13 protein-coding genes are annotated in these 16,855 nt (G+C 48.4%); all 13 read right to left on the minus strand.

Features of this window, described 5'->3' with window-relative positions; genetic code table 11:
* Positions 1-7: 7 nt before the first annotated feature.
* Positions 8-1,381, minus strand: a complete 1,374-nt coding sequence (murD, locus tag H2C83_RS02285) for a UDP-N-acetylmuramoyl-L-alanine--D-glutamate ligase (protein ID WP_181737349.1) — start codon at positions 1,379-1,381, stop codon at positions 8-10.
* Complete coding sequence (mraY, locus tag H2C83_RS02290) at positions 1,378-2,400, minus strand: phospho-N-acetylmuramoyl-pentapeptide-transferase (protein ID WP_181737351.1); 1,023 nt, start codon at positions 2,398-2,400, stop codon at positions 1,378-1,380. The genes murD and mraY overlap by 4 nt, the downstream gene beginning before the upstream one ends.
* Positions 2,401-2,410: 10 nt before the next feature.
* Positions 2,411-3,796, minus strand: coding sequence for a UDP-N-acetylmuramoyl-tripeptide--D-alanyl-D-alanine ligase (locus H2C83_RS02295; protein ID WP_181737354.1), 1,386 nt, complete (start codon positions 3,794-3,796; stop codon positions 2,411-2,413).
* A gap of 11 nt (positions 3,797-3,807) precedes the next feature.
* Entirely contained in the window at positions 3,808-5,295 is a 1,488-nt protein-coding gene (locus H2C83_RS02300; protein ID WP_181737356.1) for a UDP-N-acetylmuramoyl-L-alanyl-D-glutamate--2,6-diaminopimelate ligase, read from the minus strand.
* A 293-nt stretch (positions 5,296-5,588) separates the two neighbouring features.
* Positions 5,589-7,502, minus strand: a complete 1,914-nt coding sequence (locus tag H2C83_RS02305) for a stage V sporulation protein D (protein ID WP_181737359.1) — start codon at positions 7,500-7,502, stop codon at positions 5,589-5,591.
* 141 nt (positions 7,503-7,643) lie between these two features.
* Complete coding sequence (locus tag H2C83_RS02310; RefSeq protein ID WP_181737360.1) at positions 7,644-9,410, minus strand: peptidoglycan D,D-transpeptidase FtsI family protein; 1,767 nt, start codon at positions 9,408-9,410, stop codon at positions 7,644-7,646.
* A gap of 66 nt (positions 9,411-9,476) precedes the next feature.
* Positions 9,477-9,839: a cell division protein FtsL gene (gene ftsL / locus H2C83_RS02315; RefSeq protein WP_181737363.1), complete on the minus strand. Its 363-nt coding sequence runs from the start codon at positions 9,837-9,839 to the stop codon at positions 9,477-9,479.
* Between the two features lie 37 nt (positions 9,840-9,876).
* Complete coding sequence (gene rsmH / locus H2C83_RS02320) at positions 9,877-10,809, minus strand: 16S rRNA (cytosine(1402)-N(4))-methyltransferase RsmH (RefSeq protein ID WP_181737365.1); 933 nt, start codon at positions 10,807-10,809, stop codon at positions 9,877-9,879.
* 17 nt (positions 10,810-10,826) lie between these two features.
* Positions 10,827-11,258 (minus strand): division/cell wall cluster transcriptional repressor MraZ, encoded by a 432-nt coding sequence (mraZ, locus tag H2C83_RS02325; protein ID WP_181737366.1) that lies wholly within the window; start codon positions 11,256-11,258, stop codon positions 10,827-10,829.
* 139 nt (positions 11,259-11,397) lie between these two features.
* Positions 11,398-12,660, minus strand: a complete 1,263-nt coding sequence (locus H2C83_RS02330) for an adenosylhomocysteinase (protein ID WP_181737368.1) — start codon at positions 12,658-12,660, stop codon at positions 11,398-11,400.
* A gap of 69 nt (positions 12,661-12,729) precedes the next feature.
* Positions 12,730-14,370, minus strand: a complete 1,641-nt coding sequence (bshC, locus tag H2C83_RS02335) for a bacillithiol biosynthesis cysteine-adding enzyme BshC (protein ID WP_181737370.1) — start codon at positions 14,368-14,370, stop codon at positions 12,730-12,732.
* Between the two features lie 94 nt (positions 14,371-14,464).
* The gene (locus H2C83_RS02340; RefSeq protein WP_181737372.1) at positions 14,465-15,907 is read right to left on the minus strand and encodes an MFS transporter; all 1,443 of its coding nucleotides are present in this window, start codon (positions 15,905-15,907) and stop codon (positions 14,465-14,467) included.
* The gene (locus tag H2C83_RS02345; protein ID WP_246333693.1) at positions 15,907-16,833 is read right to left on the minus strand and encodes a ketopantoate reductase family protein; all 927 of its coding nucleotides are present in this window, start codon (positions 16,831-16,833) and stop codon (positions 15,907-15,909) included. The genes H2C83_RS02340 and H2C83_RS02345 overlap by 1 nt, the downstream gene beginning before the upstream one ends.
* Between the last annotated feature and the right edge of the window lie 22 nt (positions 16,834-16,855).

The raw sequence follows: 16,855 nt of genomic DNA on the forward strand, positions 1-16,855 counted from the left end.
AAGCTTCCTATATTTGAAGATTATGCACCGTCTGCTTAAATATGCTTCCCCGCTCTTCAAAAGAGGTGTACTGATCCCAACTTGCACATGCCGGGGACAATAGCACCACATCTCCCGGCCCGGCCAGACGGGAGGCAATTTCTACGGCGCTTTTCAAATCATCCGCCGCATGGACTTCCTTCAGTTCCGCTTCCCGGCCCCGCTCAATCAAAATGTCCCTCGTTTGTCCATAGGCAATCATGGCCTTGACTCTCTTTCTGAAAACAGGGACCATCTCTTTAAAATCAATTCCCCGGTCAAGTCCGCCGCCGATCCAGATCACTGGCTCAGCAAACGACTCCAGGGCTTTGGTGGCGGCCTGCGGATTGGTCGCTTTGGAATCATTGTAATAACGGACATCGTTTACGGCAGCCACATATTCCAGGCGATGTTCCACTCCGGGAAAATTTTTCAGCACTTCACAAATACCGGCAACATTTGCGCCAGCCACCAGGCTTAACGCGATTGCAGCCAGTACGTTTTCCAGGTTGAAATCACCGCGCAACGCGATTTCACTGACTGGAATAACAGGTTCTTCCCTGGAATCGGAATATTTTGCGATCACCGTTTCCTCACGAACGAAAACCCCTTTCGGGACTTCCTGTAACCGGCTGAACCACCAGATATCGCTTTGAATCTGTTCCGCAGCCTGGCGGCAATAAGGATGATCCAGATTCAGCACGGCCACTTCTTCGGCGGTCTGGTTTTGAAACAGCTTCAGTTTTGAGGAAAAATAATCCTCCATATCCTGATGATAATCCAGGTGTGCCGGGTAAATATTCAATAACGACGCTGCCTTCGGTTTGAAGCAGCGGGTTCCTTTTAACTGGAAACTGCTCAATTCGGCCACCAGCCACTCATCTTCCGTACTGTCCTTTACCACGTCTGCCAGTGCCTGTCCGATATTTCCGGCGACCTTGTTTTTTACACCGCTTTTGCTCAGCATTTCCCCCACCAGCGTCGTGGTAGTCGTCTTGCCGTTTGACCCGGTGATGCCGATGATCGGCGCTTCTGACAGGGCCCCGGCAATTTCCACTTCGGTGATGACAGGAATTCCTTTTTTGATTGCCTGAACAATCGGCTTCGCATGATAAGGAATTCCCGGATTTTTAACGAGCAGATCCACCTCATCACTGACCAGATCGTCAGGATGGCCCCCGCAAAGAACCGGAATTCCCAGCATCTCCAGTTCATCTGCTTCCGGGCACTGTTCCCTTGGCTTACAATCATTGACCAGCACTTTGGCCTCTAATTCGTTTAACAGTTTGGCTACGGCCACTCCGCTGCGGGCCAGTCCCAATACGATCACGTAACGGCCTGCCCATTCGCTTGTCTTTTTCATCTAAGCCACATCTCCATTAATACACCGATAATTGCAAACAGGAATCCAAAAAACCAGAAAGTCGTGACAACACGCCATTCGGACCAGCCGCACAATTCAAAGTGATGGTGCAAGGGACTCATCCGGAATACCCGCTTGCCACGGATTTTAAAGGAAGTTACCTGAATCATGACAGACAATGTTTCAATGACAAAAATACCACCAATAATCGGTAATAATAATTCCGTTTTTGTAATGACTGCCAAGGCGGCAATTCCTCCGCCCAAGGCAAGTGATCCTGTGTCACCCATAAATACTTTGGCCGGATTGGCGTTAAAGACCAGAAATCCCAACAGGGCTCCTACAACGGCAACCGAAAAAATAGTAACAGTCGGGTTGCTTTGCAAAATCCCGATAATGGCATAGGCGCCATATGCGCTAACCGCTGTTCCGGACAACAATCCGTCCAGACCGTCCGTCAGGTTGACGGCGTTGGAAGCGCCGATCATCATCAGGAGAAGAAGCGGAAGGTACAGCCAGTTGAGTTGAATCGTCAAATCGGTAAACGGTATATCCAGGCTGAAAATATAGTTGTTTGGTTTTCCGGTCCGTACAACGAGCAGAACCCAGAAAAGGACCAGACCGATAAACAGCTGCCCCAACAGCTTTTGATTTGCCGTCAGTCCGAGGTTGCGTTTCATTACCACTTTGATATAGTCATCCAAAAAGCCGAGAATCCCGTATCCCAGTGTTGCAAAGACCAAAAAGAACAGGTCGGCGTTTATGATCCGGTCATTATTATTGAGCAATGTCAGGCTGCTAAGCGGAACAGCAGTCAAGACAATCGCCGTAAGTATGATGACTCCGCCCATCGTCGGAGTTCCCGCTTTTTTCAGATGGGCCTGCGGTCCTTCCTGACGAATGCTCTGGCCAAATTTCAGGCGCCTCAGAACCGGAATCACCATCGGTCCGAGTATTACGGCTATACCAAAAGCTACAGCAAGTGGAATTAATATGAATCGAAGTTCTAGATTCCCCATAGTTCTTCCCTTACGCTCCTTCGGTCATTTTATTTACGATTTGGTCCAGTTGAGCTGCGCGTGAAGCTTTGACTAAGAGGACAGACTTTTGATTGCCTTCCTTGGTCAAACTATTTACGGCATCGTCCAGCGTATGGAAATGAACGAGGGTCTGGGCAGAATTTTTCGCTTCCACAGCACCTTCATAAATCCAACGACCTCGTTCGCCAATCGTATATAAACGGTTTATGCCTTTTTTCATCGCATAAACCCCTATTTCTCTATGATAACTTTCCTCTTGTTCGCCAATTTCGAGAATGTCACCCAACAGGGCCCATTTCTCACGCTCCGGTTCGATCTCTGCAAGCAGGTCCAGGGCAGCTCTCATGGATGTGGGGCTTGCATTATAAGCATCATTAATGATCAGCATGCCATTTTTGGCCTTTTTCAACTCGAGCCGCATACCTGTCAGGTTCGCGTTGGCCAGGCCAGAAGCGATTTCCTGTTCGGTTAATGAAAAATGGCGGGCAACTTCCACGGCATATAACGCATTTTTTATATTGTGCCTGCCCAATAACGGCAGGGTAAACCAGGTTCCTTTTTTGCGGGACCGAAAAACGATTCCCCTGGTTCCCATTACTTCAGCCTGTTCAGGGGCATCATCTGCGTCTTCCAGCCAGCCCACCCTGATTTGCGACCTGGTTTCATCCCTTAAATATAGTCGAAGCAATGGTTCATCTCCGTCAAAGATGATGGTGCCGTCAGAAGAAAGCCCTTCTCTTATTTCCAATTTGGCGCGCGCAATTCCTTCCCGGCTGCCCAAATGTTCAATATGCGATTCGCCAATATTGGTGATCACGGCTACGTCAGGACGGGCAATTTTGGAAAGGACGGCAATTTCGCCTGAATGGTTCATGCCCATTTCCACGACAGCCAGATCCGTTTGCTCCGGCATCGACAGCAAGGTTAACGGGACACCGATGTGGTTGTTCAGGTTTCCCTTCGTTTTATGCACGGAGTACCTTTCGGACAGCACCGAGGCGACCAGATCTTTGGTCGTGGTTTTCCCGTTACTTCCAGTCACAGCAATCACTTTCACCCTGCTCTCGGCACGATAGCCTGCAGCCAGTTGCTGCAATGCCTTGAGAGGATCGTTCACAACAATAAACGGAATGTCGGGTGATTCCGGTAAAGGCCGGCCTTTTTTCCACAAGGCAGCCGCTGCTCCCCGCTCCACCGCCTGGCCGATAAACTGATGCCCGTCAAAATGTTCGCCGGTCAAGGGAATATACAGCTGGTTGGGACAAAGTGTCCGGGTATCGGTCGATACTCCCTTCACCAGACGGAAAATATCAACAGGGCTTCCAAACCATTCTCCATCGGTTGTTTTCAAAATCCAGTTACATGTGCGTTCCATCTCATTAACCCTCACTTTGCCAGGCGTGATACAATAGCATCCCGGGCCACCTCACGGTCATCAAAATGATGTCGGACTCCATTGATCTCCTGGTAGGTTTCATGACCCTTGCCTGCAATCAGGATCACGTCTTCCGGTTCTGCTTTTCTGACTGCCTCATGAATTGCCTGGCGGCGGTCGCTGATGACGGCATAACGTTCCTTGGGACAGGACTGAACTCCAGTCAGCATATCATCCAGAATCGCTATTGGATCTTCGGTACGCGGGTTATCTGATGTAAATATGGCATAATCACTGTATTTTACCGCAATATCTGCCATAATCGGCCGTTTGCTCCGATCCCGATCACCCCCGCATCCGACCAGGCAAAGAACGCGTCCCCTGGCAAATTCACGAATCGTTGCAAGAACGTTTTCCAAACTGTCCGGGGTGTGCGCATAGTCGACAAGAACAGAGAAGGACTGTCCCAGATCCACCGGTTCAAATCGTCCGGTAACCCCCTTGATTCCGGAAAGTCCGGACCGAATCTGCTGAAGATCCATTCCTTCCACAAGAGCTACAGAAACAGCAGCCAGGACGTTATATACATTGAACTTTCCAACCAGCTTTAACCGGACCGGCACTTCTCCCCGATACGTCTTCAGCGTAAAGGAAGTCCCGGAGGAGAAAAATCGGATATTTTCAGCCCTCACATCTGCGGGTTGATCGATCCCATATGTTAAAACCTGGGCAGCAGTCCGGTTCATGAAATAGCGGGATGCTTCATCATCAGCATTAAAAATGGCAACCGGATTGTTTTCCAACTGCCCGGAATAGGCGTTTCCCAACTGGCTGAAAAGCAGGCTTTTTGCCTCCCTGTATTTTTCCATCGTACCATGATAATCCAGATGATCCTGTGTCAAATTGGTAAAAACACCAATATGAAATTGACAGCCTCTGGTCCTGCCCATGTCCAGGGCATGGGAAGAAACCTCAATGACTGAATACTCACAACCCTCATCCCGCATCATACGAAATGTTTTTTGCAATTCAACCGCTTCGGGTGTCGTATTTTTGGCCGGGAGTGTTTTCCCTCTGATCTTTGTCTGGATCGTGCCGATGACACCGGTTGATACACCTTTGTGCCGGAGAAGTTGTTCAATCAGATAAGTAGTGGTTGTCTTTCCATTTGTTCCTGTTACACCAATCAATTTTAACTCTTTCGTCGGATATCCGTAAAATTTTGCCGCTACCACTGCCATGGCTCTGCGCGTATCGGGAACCTGAATTACGGGAACTTCCGGCAAAGCCACCGATTCTTCCACCATTACCGCAGCGGCACCACCCGCCACGGCCTGTTCAACAAAACGGTGGGCATCCACCTTTGTCCCTCTGAGTGCAATAAACAGGTCTCCTCGCTGAACCTGACGGGAATCCAGTTGAATCCCTTTTATTTCAGTTGTCAAATCCCCTGTTGCCTTGTGCAACAATAGTGGCTGGATTAACTCGCGTACTTGCATGTTCTTCCTCCTTTTTTAGACGGAAAGACAACAGAAAAAGCCAGGGGATATTCCTGGCATAGTTTATTCACATACCCTATTTTAATCTCCTTTCTATCATTTGTCACTTGTCAGAAAAAGCATGCACTTTTCATGCCGCCAACGGGCAGGATTTCGCAAGTATAAGGAGAGAGGTATGAACGGCTGAATATCCATTTACCTGTTTGCATTTTGTTTGCAAATTGTTTGCAATTAAAATCATGAAAATGTCTGGTCCAAAAGGAAGATGCTTCCTCAAAGGTTTCAGGAACGTTTCAGTTCCCCAGATAAATTTTGATCATCGTCCCCTTTTTGACCCGTTGCCCCGGCTTTGGCATCTGGTCAATCACTTTTTCCCCTTTGCCGTAAACTTTCAGAGGAAAAGAGTACAGGCTGGAGCGGATCTGGTCAATATCCTGATTGATCAGGTTGGGCGTGGCAACAATCGGGGTAACCGTCGGATTGTTTTCCGGAGGAATCTGTTTCTGGCGCTTGGGCACTTTCAGATAGCGCAAGCTGTCATCCAGGATATTTCCCACAATCGGGGCGGCGACAACACCTCCGAATTGAATCCCTTTAGGATTATCGAGTGCTACATATACTACCAGCTGCGGATCATCGGCAGGAGCAAACCCTACAAAAGAGACAATGTGATTGTTTTTCATATATCTGCCGTCCGGCCCCACCTTTTGCGCTGTTCCCGTTTTTCCCCCCACGCGGTAGCCATCAATAAACGCTTTTCTTCCTGTTCCTTTCGCAACGACACTTTCCAGGGCATGGCGAACTTTTTGCGAGGTTTCTTCGGAGATGACGCGCCTTTTCATCCGGGGTTCGATCTTTTGTACCGTTTCTCCGCTTTCCGGATCAATCCACGCTTTTGCCAGATGTGGTGTCATCAGTTTGCCGCCGTTAATCGCCGCAGATACCGCCGCAATCTGCTGAATGGGCGTGACCGAAACCCCCTGTCCAAATGCTGTCGTAGCCAGTTCCACCGGCCCTACCCGGCTTTCCTTGAATAAAATCCCTCTCGCTTCACCATTTAAATCAATCCCTGTTTTTTGTCCAAAACCAAACTTTTTAATATAGGAGAACAGCGTTTCTTTTCCCAGCCGCTGGCCTAATGTGACAAATCCCGGGTTGCACGAGTTTTCCACAACCTCCAGGAAACTCTGGTGTCCATGTCCTCCGGCTTTCCAACAGCGCAGCCTGGCTCCGCTCACCATGATGTACCCCGGATCATGAAAATAGTCGTTCAAATTCACCTTGTTTTCTTCCAGGGCAGCGGCCAGCGTAATAATTTTGAAGGTTGAGCCAGGTTCATACGTTTTCCAAATAGGCAAATTTCGGTTATAAATCAAGGGATCGGTCATGCGGTATTGATCCGGTCGAAACGTCGGGCGGGTGCTCATTCCCAATATTTCTCCAGTACCTGGATCCATGGCAATCGCCAAAGCGTTTTCCGGCTGGTACCGGGCCGTGGCCTGGTCCAATTCCCGCTCCAGCACGGATTGGATGTGGTAATCGAGGGTCAACATCAGATCCAGCCCATCTTTCGGGGGAACAAACCGGTCCACGCCGCCCGGCAATTTTTCTCCGCTGGCGGTGGCGCTGAAGGAAACATACCCCTTTTCTCCCTTTAACTTCTCATCATAGATGAGTTCCAAACCGGCCAGACCCTGGTTGTCAATTCCTGTAAATCCCAGCACATGCGCAGCCAGACTGCCGTTGGGATAATTTCGCTTGCTGTCCTCAGTGACTGCGATTCCCGGCAATCGCAATCCCTGAATCTGCCTGGCTTTCTCTTCTGAAATTTTCCTCCCCCATGGATGAAGGCGTACAATCAATTGCCGCTCGGTTATTTTTTCATAGATTTTCTGTTCCGGAGCCTGGAGAATGCGGGCCAGTTTCTTTGCCGTTCCGGCCGGGTCCTTGATTTGGGCGGGAATCGCCATTACGGAAGGAGAACTGATATTGTAAGCCAGATTTTTGTGGTTGCGATCCAGAATTTTTCCCCTTTTGGCTTCAAACGGAATATTCCGGTTCCACAATTCTTTCGCTTTTTCAGCCAAATCGCCGCCTGCGATCAACTGAACATAGGCCAGGCGTCCCATGAGAGCGATCAGTACAAACAATGCAATCAGAAACAGTGAAAACAGTCTTTTCCTGACTTGGATCTGTTGGCCGCGCATTTTCCATTTCCTCCCATCAGGTCTCTTACTTTAGAAATTATGATTGAGAGATTCAAAAAATGACACGGCCCGTCCGGTAACCATAACCCGGGTCCATATAAAAAAACTGACCCGTTTTGTTCCAGGTCAGGCGCTCTCGCTTTATTTTATGGACTGGGCAAACTCATCATTGGGCTCAATCTGCCTTATTTGCAATGACTTTTTCATAATCTCCCTTGCCACAGGTGCTGCCACGGTCCCGCCTGTTGCGTTTCCCGAAGCCGAAGAAGGTTCGTCAATGGCAACATAAACTACAACTTCCGGATTGTTGTATGGCGCAAATCCAATAAAAGAAACAATATACTTGTTTTCCAGATATCCGCTGCCATCGGGATCCGGTTTTTGGGCCGTTCCCGTTTTCCCGGCCACACCATACCCGGGGAGCTCCGCTTCCACACCGGTCCCGTTCCTGACCACCTCACGCAACAGTTCCCGCACTTGCATGGCGGTGGATTCCTTGATAATGCGACGGCTCTCCGGTTTAAAAGACTGGACTTTCTTTTCCAGACCGGTTTCCCATACCGAATCGAGGATGTGCGGCTTATGCCATGTACCCCCGTTGGCAATGGCACACAAGGACGCCACCTGCTGAATGGGTGTTACCGAAATCCCCTGTCCGAAAGAGACGGTGGCCAGTTCCGAAGAATAAAGATTGCGTCCGAAAAAGTATCCCCTTCCTTCAGCCGGAAGGTCAATTCCCGTTTTTTTGCCCAGTTGTTCGGTAATATCCCCAAACCCGAACCGGTTGATATAGTCGACCAGTTTCTGTTCCCCCAATTTTTGACCCAGTAAAACGAAGGCGACATTGCTTGATAACTTGATTCCATCCCGAAACGTAATTTGCCCCCAGCCCGAACCGTTCCAGTCATGAATTACCCGATCGCCCACCTTGACCGATCCCGATTGGAATGTTGCATCGGGATGGAATATCCCCTCTTCAATCGCTGCTGCCAACGTCACAATCTTGAAGGTGGACCCTGGTTCAAACTGGCTTTGTACAGCCAGGTTCTTGGCATTGTCTTCTGTCAGGGTTTCCGAATAGTTTCCGGGATCAAAAGTGGGACGACTGGCCATCGCCAGAATTTCCCCTGTCTTGGGATCAGCGACAATGGCTGTTCCTCCTTTTGCCTGGTAATTGTCAATCGCTTCTTCCAATTCAAGTTCCAATTGATGCTGGATGCGCGAATCAATCGTTAACACCAGATCCTTGCTGGGTTCCGGCGGGCGATTCTTTTCGGGTTGATCCGTCACCATCATCCCGTTTCTGGCTTTCAGATATTTCACATAACCTTCCTTTCCCCTCAGCCATTTGTCATAAACCTGCTCAATGCCGCCAACCGCTGTATCATCATATTGTAAGAATCCCAAAACATGGGCGGCCAGTGTTCCATTATATTGCCTCATAAAAGTGGGAAAGGCATATATCCCGTCAATCAACCCTTTTTCATCCAATGCCGTGACCTTTTTCAATACCTCTTCCGGATACTTGTATTTACCTTTATATCTTAATTCTACGGAATCCGACTTTTTTGATAGTTTTTCTGCCAACACATCTGCATCAATTTTCAATATCGGCGCCAACAGATTTGCGGTCTTTTGCGGATTTTTCACCTGGCGGGTATCTGCAACAAAATAATAAGCGTCCACTTCCCATGCCAGCTGCTGTTGTTTTGTACGGTCATAGATAGTACCTCGTTTGGGGCGAAGAACATCTTCCTTGATCCATGTTTCTTTGGCTGCCGCCAACAGTTCGTTATAATCCACGGCTTGCAGCCAAAACAATCTTCCGATAACCATGATGAAACAACCCGTCCAAACGAGCCCGATCAGAAGAGAACGCTGCTTGCTCTTCTTAAACATCGAACCCATGATTCAGCCTCTCCCATCTTTTTCTGTACGTTTTTCTGTATCGTTTGTCCTCTAAAGAATTGGCTCTCAGGGGCGAATAGAAGGCAGATATTTTGGTGTCGTCAGTTCCAGTCCTTTCTGTTCTGCAAACTTTCGAATACGCTCCACGCTTTTTAGCCTGTTCGATTCCGTTTCCAGCTGGTGGTTCTGTTTTTCCACTTTTTGTATTTCCAATTCTGTATTTTGAATCGCTACATTCAACTCCGAAACTTTTGCAAACCGTGACAGGACAAGAACTGCCAAAGCGACACAGACAATTACGGTAAACAGGTACAGCAACTTTTCTCCTGTCGGAAGTGCTTTCAAAGGGGCCAACCTTTTCTTCCGCTTCTTGGTGTAAGGCTTGTCGAGCGGCCTCGCTACAGCAGTATTAAAACGATCCTCTCTCATTATATAAATCCTCCTTACACTACCGGCTTCTTTCTATCTATATTTTTTCTGCAACCCTCAATTTGGCGGAACGTGCCCGCTGGTTTTTCTCTATTTCTTTTTCAGCAGGCAAAACCGGCTTTCTGGTAACCACCCGCAATTCCGGTTTTTTTCCACATGTACATACAGGAAAATCAGGTGGACAAATACACCCCAGCGCCCGCTCCTGAAAAAACCGTTTGCAAATCCGGTCTTCCAATGAATGAAACGTGATGACACTGATGCGACCTTTGGGCTGCAGCAACTTAACTCCTTCTTCAAGGGCTTCCTGCAAAGCATTCAGTTCATCGTTCACAGCAATCCGGATCGCCTGGAATGAACGGCGTGCCGGATGGGGTCCCTTTCTGCGTGCAGGAGCCGGAATCGCCTGTTTAATCAGATCGACCAACTCCAGGGTTGTATGAATTGGTGCTTTTTTCCTTGCTTTTACAATCTCTCTGGCAATTCTCCGGGAAAATTTTTCCTCTCCGTATTCAAACAAAATGCGGACCAATTCTTCCTCAGGCCACTCATTCACCACATGATACGCGCTTAATTCCTGTGACTGGTCCATCCTCATATCCAGCGGAGCTTCCTGGTGATAACTGAAGCCCCGGTTTCCTTGGTCTAACTGGGGGGATGACACACCCAAATCGAACAACAAGCCGTCAACGAAGCTGTAACCCAGCCTGTTTACAACTTGCCGGACATGCCGAAAGTTAGATTTTACCAAATGGAGGGTGCAGGCAATGTTTTTTAACGTGTCCCGGGCATGATCAAGTGCTTTTTGATCCTGATCAAATCCGATCAGGGTTCCGGCCGGAGACAGTTTTTCCGCAATTAACCGGCTGTGCCCTCCTCCACCCAAAGTACAATCAACGTAAATCCCGTCAGATTTGACACAAAGCCCGTTGACTGCCTCTTCCCTTAAAACCGTTTCATGTACAAACACATTGATTCATCCTTTGCTCATAAATCCAGGTCTACAATACTTTCTGCGATTTCGTTGAATGATTCTTCAGAGTTACTGTAATACTCTTCCCAGTGTTCTTTGCACCAAATCTCAACCCGGGTGGAGACACCTATGATTACGCACTCCTTTTTCAGACAGGCATATTCCCGCAAGTTTGAGGCAATGTGGATTCTACCCTGTTTGTCCAGTTCCGCCTCACAGGCTCCAGAAAAAAAGAAGCGCGTAAATTTACGTGCATCTGCTTTGGTAAAAGGAAGAGTTTTTAATTTCTGCTCCAGGCTTGTCCATTCCGAACGAGGGTATGCAAACAGACAGCGATCCAGTCCACGGGTGACCACAAAGGATTCTCCCAGCTGCTCCCTGAACTTTGCCGGGATGATCAACCTTCCCTTGTCATCGATGTTATGCCGGTACTCACCCATAAACATGCCACTTCGCCTCCCCTCGTCCTCCCTTCCTTCCCACTTTCCCCCACTTTCTACCACACTGGTAATTATACCACACGTCCATTAAAAAATCCTGCACATCGCGTGCAGGATTTAACCGTATATTTCCTTTTGCCGAAAATCAGTCCAATTGCCAACTTGCCAGATATCTTTGCTGTTCTTCGGTGAGGTCATCGATTTGCATGCCGTTTGCTTCCAGAAAGTAGCGGGAGACCTGTTCATCAATCTGGTAAGGAACATCAAGGACATTTTCGCCAAGCTTTTTATGATTTTCATGCACATACAGGAGGCAAAGCGCCTGAAGCGCAAATGTCATATCCATGATTTCCGCGGGATGGCCGTCTCCAGCCGCCAGGTTTACCAGCCTTCCCTCTGCCAGCAAATTGAGTTTACGTCCGTTCGGCATCGTGTATTCGGTAATGTCTTTCCGCACAATCCGACGGTTGACCGCGATCTGTTCCAGTGCATCAACATCGATTTCCACATTGAAGTGGCCGGCATTGGCCAGAATGGCTCCATGTTTCATCACCTGAAAATGTTTCGCCGCAATGACTCCCTTATTTCCGGTCAATGTGACAAACAGATCGCCATGTTTGGCTGCCTCCATCATCGGCATGACGGTAAAGCCGTCCATATATGCTTCGGTAGCCTTGATGGCATCCACTTCCGTCACAATCACTTTGGCACCCAATCCTTTGGCACGCATGGCAACCCCGCGGCCACACCAGCCATAACCAGCCACAACAACCGTTTTTCCGGCTACAACCAGGTTGGTAGTCCGATTAATTCCATCCCATACCGATTGGCCTGTTCCATAGCGGTTATCAAACAGGAATTTGGAATAAGCATCATTGACTGCCACCATGGGGAATCTTAATTTGCCTTCTTTCTCCAGCGAACGCAAGCGCAAAATTCCGGTAGTGGTTTCTTCGCAGCCACCTTTGACATTTTCCAGCAGATCCGGGCACTCTGCATGCAGGGTGCTGACCAGATCCCCGCCGTCGTCAATAATCAGACCAGGCCTTGATTCGAGAGTTTTGATCAGGTGATCCTTATATTCTTCGGGCGACGGATTATATCTGGCAAATACCGTGATTCCGGATTGGGCAAGCGCAGCGGCAATATCATCCTGGGTGGAAAGCGGATTGCTCCCGGTGATCGTCACTTGGGCACCGGCGTCACGGATCAGTTCTGCCAGACAAGCTGTTTTGGCTTCAAGGTGCAGGGAAATCGCCACTTTTTCCCCGGCCAGCGGTTTTTCTACCGAAAGACGTTCCCGCAAACGTGCCAACACAGGCATGTGATCGCGGGCCCAATCCATTTTCAAACGTCCCTGCGGAGCAAGGCTCATGTCACGAACAATACTTCTTTCTGCTGAGTTCATCCTAATCCTCCTATCCTGTTAGTGCTTCAAAAGACTCATGGTTATAATAACTAAACCATTGCCAAGAAACTAAATGGAAAGGATATATGGCAAACCATATCCTTTGATTGGCAGATTTGGCTGGTTTATCAGAAAATCGATCCATTCCATACCATGTTCATTCCACAACCAGACCATATTGTAAACTCTTTCCTGCGGTTTGTCATTCGGTTGGACAAAGTTGATCAGTTGATCCCATTTTTGCAGCGAAGCACGGTGCTTTTCCTCCAGACTTCTCCTTGCAAAATGGTGGTAGTAATTGATTTGAGCCATTATTTTTGTCCGGTTTTTTTCCCCAATTTCCTTCATATTCATGCCAATTTCCTGATCCAGATAGTTGACCAGCTGCCGATGGGCCCTTGCCATCTGTTTCCCCGCTTCATCAAATACGCGGGTCAGATCCGGGGGCATTTGCAAATCCAGCCACATCTCTTTTTTCTTTCTCAGGGGAGAATCCAGTTCCCTCCAATTCAAGAAAAATTCATTGATCCGCTTTTCCTGTCTGCTGTCAATGACTGTTACCCTCATACGTGGAATAATAATCGGCATTTGCAGGTTCATTTCAAGAAACGCTTCTTTTAAAAGAGACCAATAGGCAATCTCGCCAGAACCACCCACAAAGAATAGAACGGGAAACAGGGCTTCTTGCATTAGCGGACGCGTCAAGACATTATTGCTGAACCGGGCCGGGTCTTCCTGTACCAGTTTCAGAAGCCCGTTTTCAGACCAACGGTTCTTGCGGTCTTTTGTAACCCAGTCATCATTTTCCCGGAACAAATGCTGGCGTTCGCCATCAGCCTGAATAAACAAATTTCCCTGATTCTTTTTCAGGTCCACAGGTACATCCAGTCCCCACTCCCGTAACTGCCGGGCAGCCAGCTCTGTTTTTTGCGCAATCGATTCACTCTTACAGATCAGTTCGTTGAAAAAGGGGATCTCAATCCGGCGCAGGTTCTCATCATTTGAATCAACGAGCAACAAACCGTATTTCCCGAAAAAATGATGCAGAACTCTGGCAAATAAACGCGTCCAGGAAAGGGAGGATTCCCCCCATTTTTTACATTGGATCAGCCATGTTTGCTTATTCTCTCTGTCCGGCATGATCTGTGCCAGTTCATCCAGCCAGCGCCCGTAAACATCCCTGTCAATAATACGTCCCGAAACGGGAATTTTTCGCTGCTCCTCGACCACAAGCCGATGTTTGAACGGTTCACCGCCTCCGGTTTGCACCCAGACATGGTCAACCTCTTCAACATCGTGATCCTCCCCGGCAATCCAGAAAACGGGAATCACCGGCCGACCCAGTTGCTCTTCCGCCTGTCTGGCCAAACGAATAATCGTGATTGCTTTATAAAAGGTATATAACGGTCCGCCCAGCAATCCTGCCTGCTGACCCCCGATCACAACCATACTCCCGTCTTCTTCCAGGCGGCCCAGATTGCGTTCCACTTCAGGATGCATCAACTCAGGCCGGTGAAAGGACCGCAACGCTTCGACCAAGAATGTCCGTTTGATGGCCTGTCCCGTCTGGCTCAGATACCGGGCCCGTTTTTGTACACTTTCTTCCTGCCAGGGATTGTACGCATAAAAAGAATGCACAAAATCCGGCTGATGAAGATACATATCAAACAAGTTGGATTTCCGTGAAAGTGCGATTTCCTGTAACCTCATAGATAACTCCTCTTTACAGCCATCTTCATTCCTGAAGAAAAGTTTTGCCTGTCACGATTCGGCAATTCTTCCAAATCATTGTAAAGTATACACTTTATTTACTGAAGTGACTAACCTTTTTTATTTCAAGCAGGATACTGAGCAGAAAACTGAGCAGGGATACTCCCGCAAACAATGTAAAAACACGTATCTCGATGGCTGTGACCAGATGTCCCATTTCCCTGTGCATGAAACCAAATGGCAGAAGCGGATCGATGAAACTGAACAGACGGGCGGCCGCCACCAGGCCAATCGCTCCGCCCGCCGCACGGAACATTCCCGCCGCCATCAGTCCCGATCGGATTCTTCGCGGCGAAACCCATTGAAACATGTAATGATGGACAGGATCCGCAAGCGCAAAACTGAGTATAAACCCCAGAAGCGAAACGGTGAGCAGAATATAATTGAAATCGTTCAGCCAGATCATCAACAGGTAAACAGACGACGTCAGTAAAAAAGCGAAACACGAAAAGCGGTGCAAGTATACACTTTGTGACAAGGCGGCAATAAATGGCAACGCCAGGACTGCACTGGTAGCAATCAGGCTCAGCAGAATTCCCGTTCCATATTCTCCCAGATGATAGGCTTGGGTAAACCAGTAGGGAAGAAGGGTTAATGTTGTCCATAAAAATCCCTGCAGTGTCACATGCAGATACAAAATCCACAGTCGCCAGTTGGCAAACAGATGCGGTTCAAAAAACGGATAACGTCCCTGCCTTTCTACCATCAGCAAGGGAACGACCATCCCGACCGCCACGATCCATAACGGCAATACTTCCCTGAACAGCAAAGCGGACCAGCCTTTGGCAAAATCGGTGCTCGTAATGGCCAACATCAGAAACAAAATGATCAAGCCAAAGAAAATGATTGATTCTACCCCTACACCGGAACGGCTGGGCTGATCAACCACCTTCCATTTTTTTGCCATCAGCGACACCGCCAGGGCATAAAGGATATGCAAGACAAAAACCGCTCTGAAGCCCAGCATGTGGGCAAGCCATGATGACCAAAGCGGAATGACGCACAGCAGCAATGCAAACGCAAGCAATAGCAAACGCCGGTTGATCTTTCCCAGTTTGCACAGTTTCCGGCGTGTATGTGTGGCCAAAAAGGGAACCATTCCGCCCATTCCGATCGCCTGAAACACTCTTCCGGACATAAACCATACCCATTCGTTGGCCAGCCCGGCTACGACCGTCCCCAAAACAAACAGGGACAGAGCCGTCCATAATACTTCCATTTTTCCTCTTGATGCCGCCCAGTTATCCATGACTGGCAAAGAAAAAGAGAAAAAAGCGAGGTGTAGTGAAACAACCCAAACTGTCCAATGCATGGACAAATAATATTCTTGCGTAACAAAAGACAAAATCGGCACAACCATTAACAGATCGAGTGTGCTTAAAATAAGTCCAATGATATACGTTTCAACTGAGAATCGCCTGGAACGGGACAACATTCTCCCTCCACCATGTAGAGCCTGATTGATTACCCTACACATTATAGCATGAACTTTTCTTTTTCCTGAATCCTGGATACCCAGAGCCAGTTTGCCGGAGTTTCAACCCGGTGCTTCTTGCCTAACCGGACAATGGCGCCATTCATGAAGTCAATCTCAGTGACCCGTTTATTGTTCAGATCCTGCAGCATGGAAGAAAGATTCATGGCCGTTTGCAGACATACCTGTTGTATTTGTTTCCACATATGCTGTTCGGATAACTGTATTCCTTCCAGGGAAGCAACGTGAATCACTTCTGCCAGAATTGCTTTCTTTTCCTCTTCATATTCCGGGTTCAGCAATTCGCCATTACGGATTTCATACCAGGCTGTCATCGGGTTTATTACACAATTGATCGTTAATTTTTCCCATACTCTTTGCAGGACATTTTCGTCATATTGGAAAAGGCCGGGGCCTGTTTTTACAAACAGTTCCTGCAAAGCGGGCGATGGTTCAGCCTGTTTTCCCGGGAAAGCCCCGACCCGGCTGATCCCTTTTCCCGTATGAATCACCTGTTGATCCCCGCATTTTAACGCACCTTCCGTTGTAACAACAAGGTACGTCCGGCAACTGGATGACAATTCTTGCAGCAGGGTCTGGTGGCCCCAGCCATTTTGGAAAAACAGTACCTGGGTACCGGGATGCACCGCCTTTTGCAAAAGGGCAAACACTACTGGCAAATGGTACTGTTTTACCATCACCAAAATCATGTCAAACGGGGCATCTTCCATGACCAGATCTGCCTGCTTTGCACGAACCTTCAAGTTCTTTTGTTCTCCAGCCTGGTTCGTAAGATCGATTCCGGCCCGATTGATTGCGTCTGCCTGTCTTTCTGAATGAGTGACCAGAAGCAGATGGTCAAATTTGCTTGCAAGGCGTGCAGACCACAACAGTCCCAGAGATCCTCCTCCCCAAACGGCAATTCTCATGTTTTTCACCTCACGTGGCAGG

Origin of the sequence: Thermoactinomyces mirandus (assembly GCF_013868055.1) — a bacterium.
GTDB lineage: Bacteria > Bacillota > Bacilli > Thermoactinomycetales > Thermoactinomycetaceae > Thermoactinomyces > Thermoactinomyces mirandus.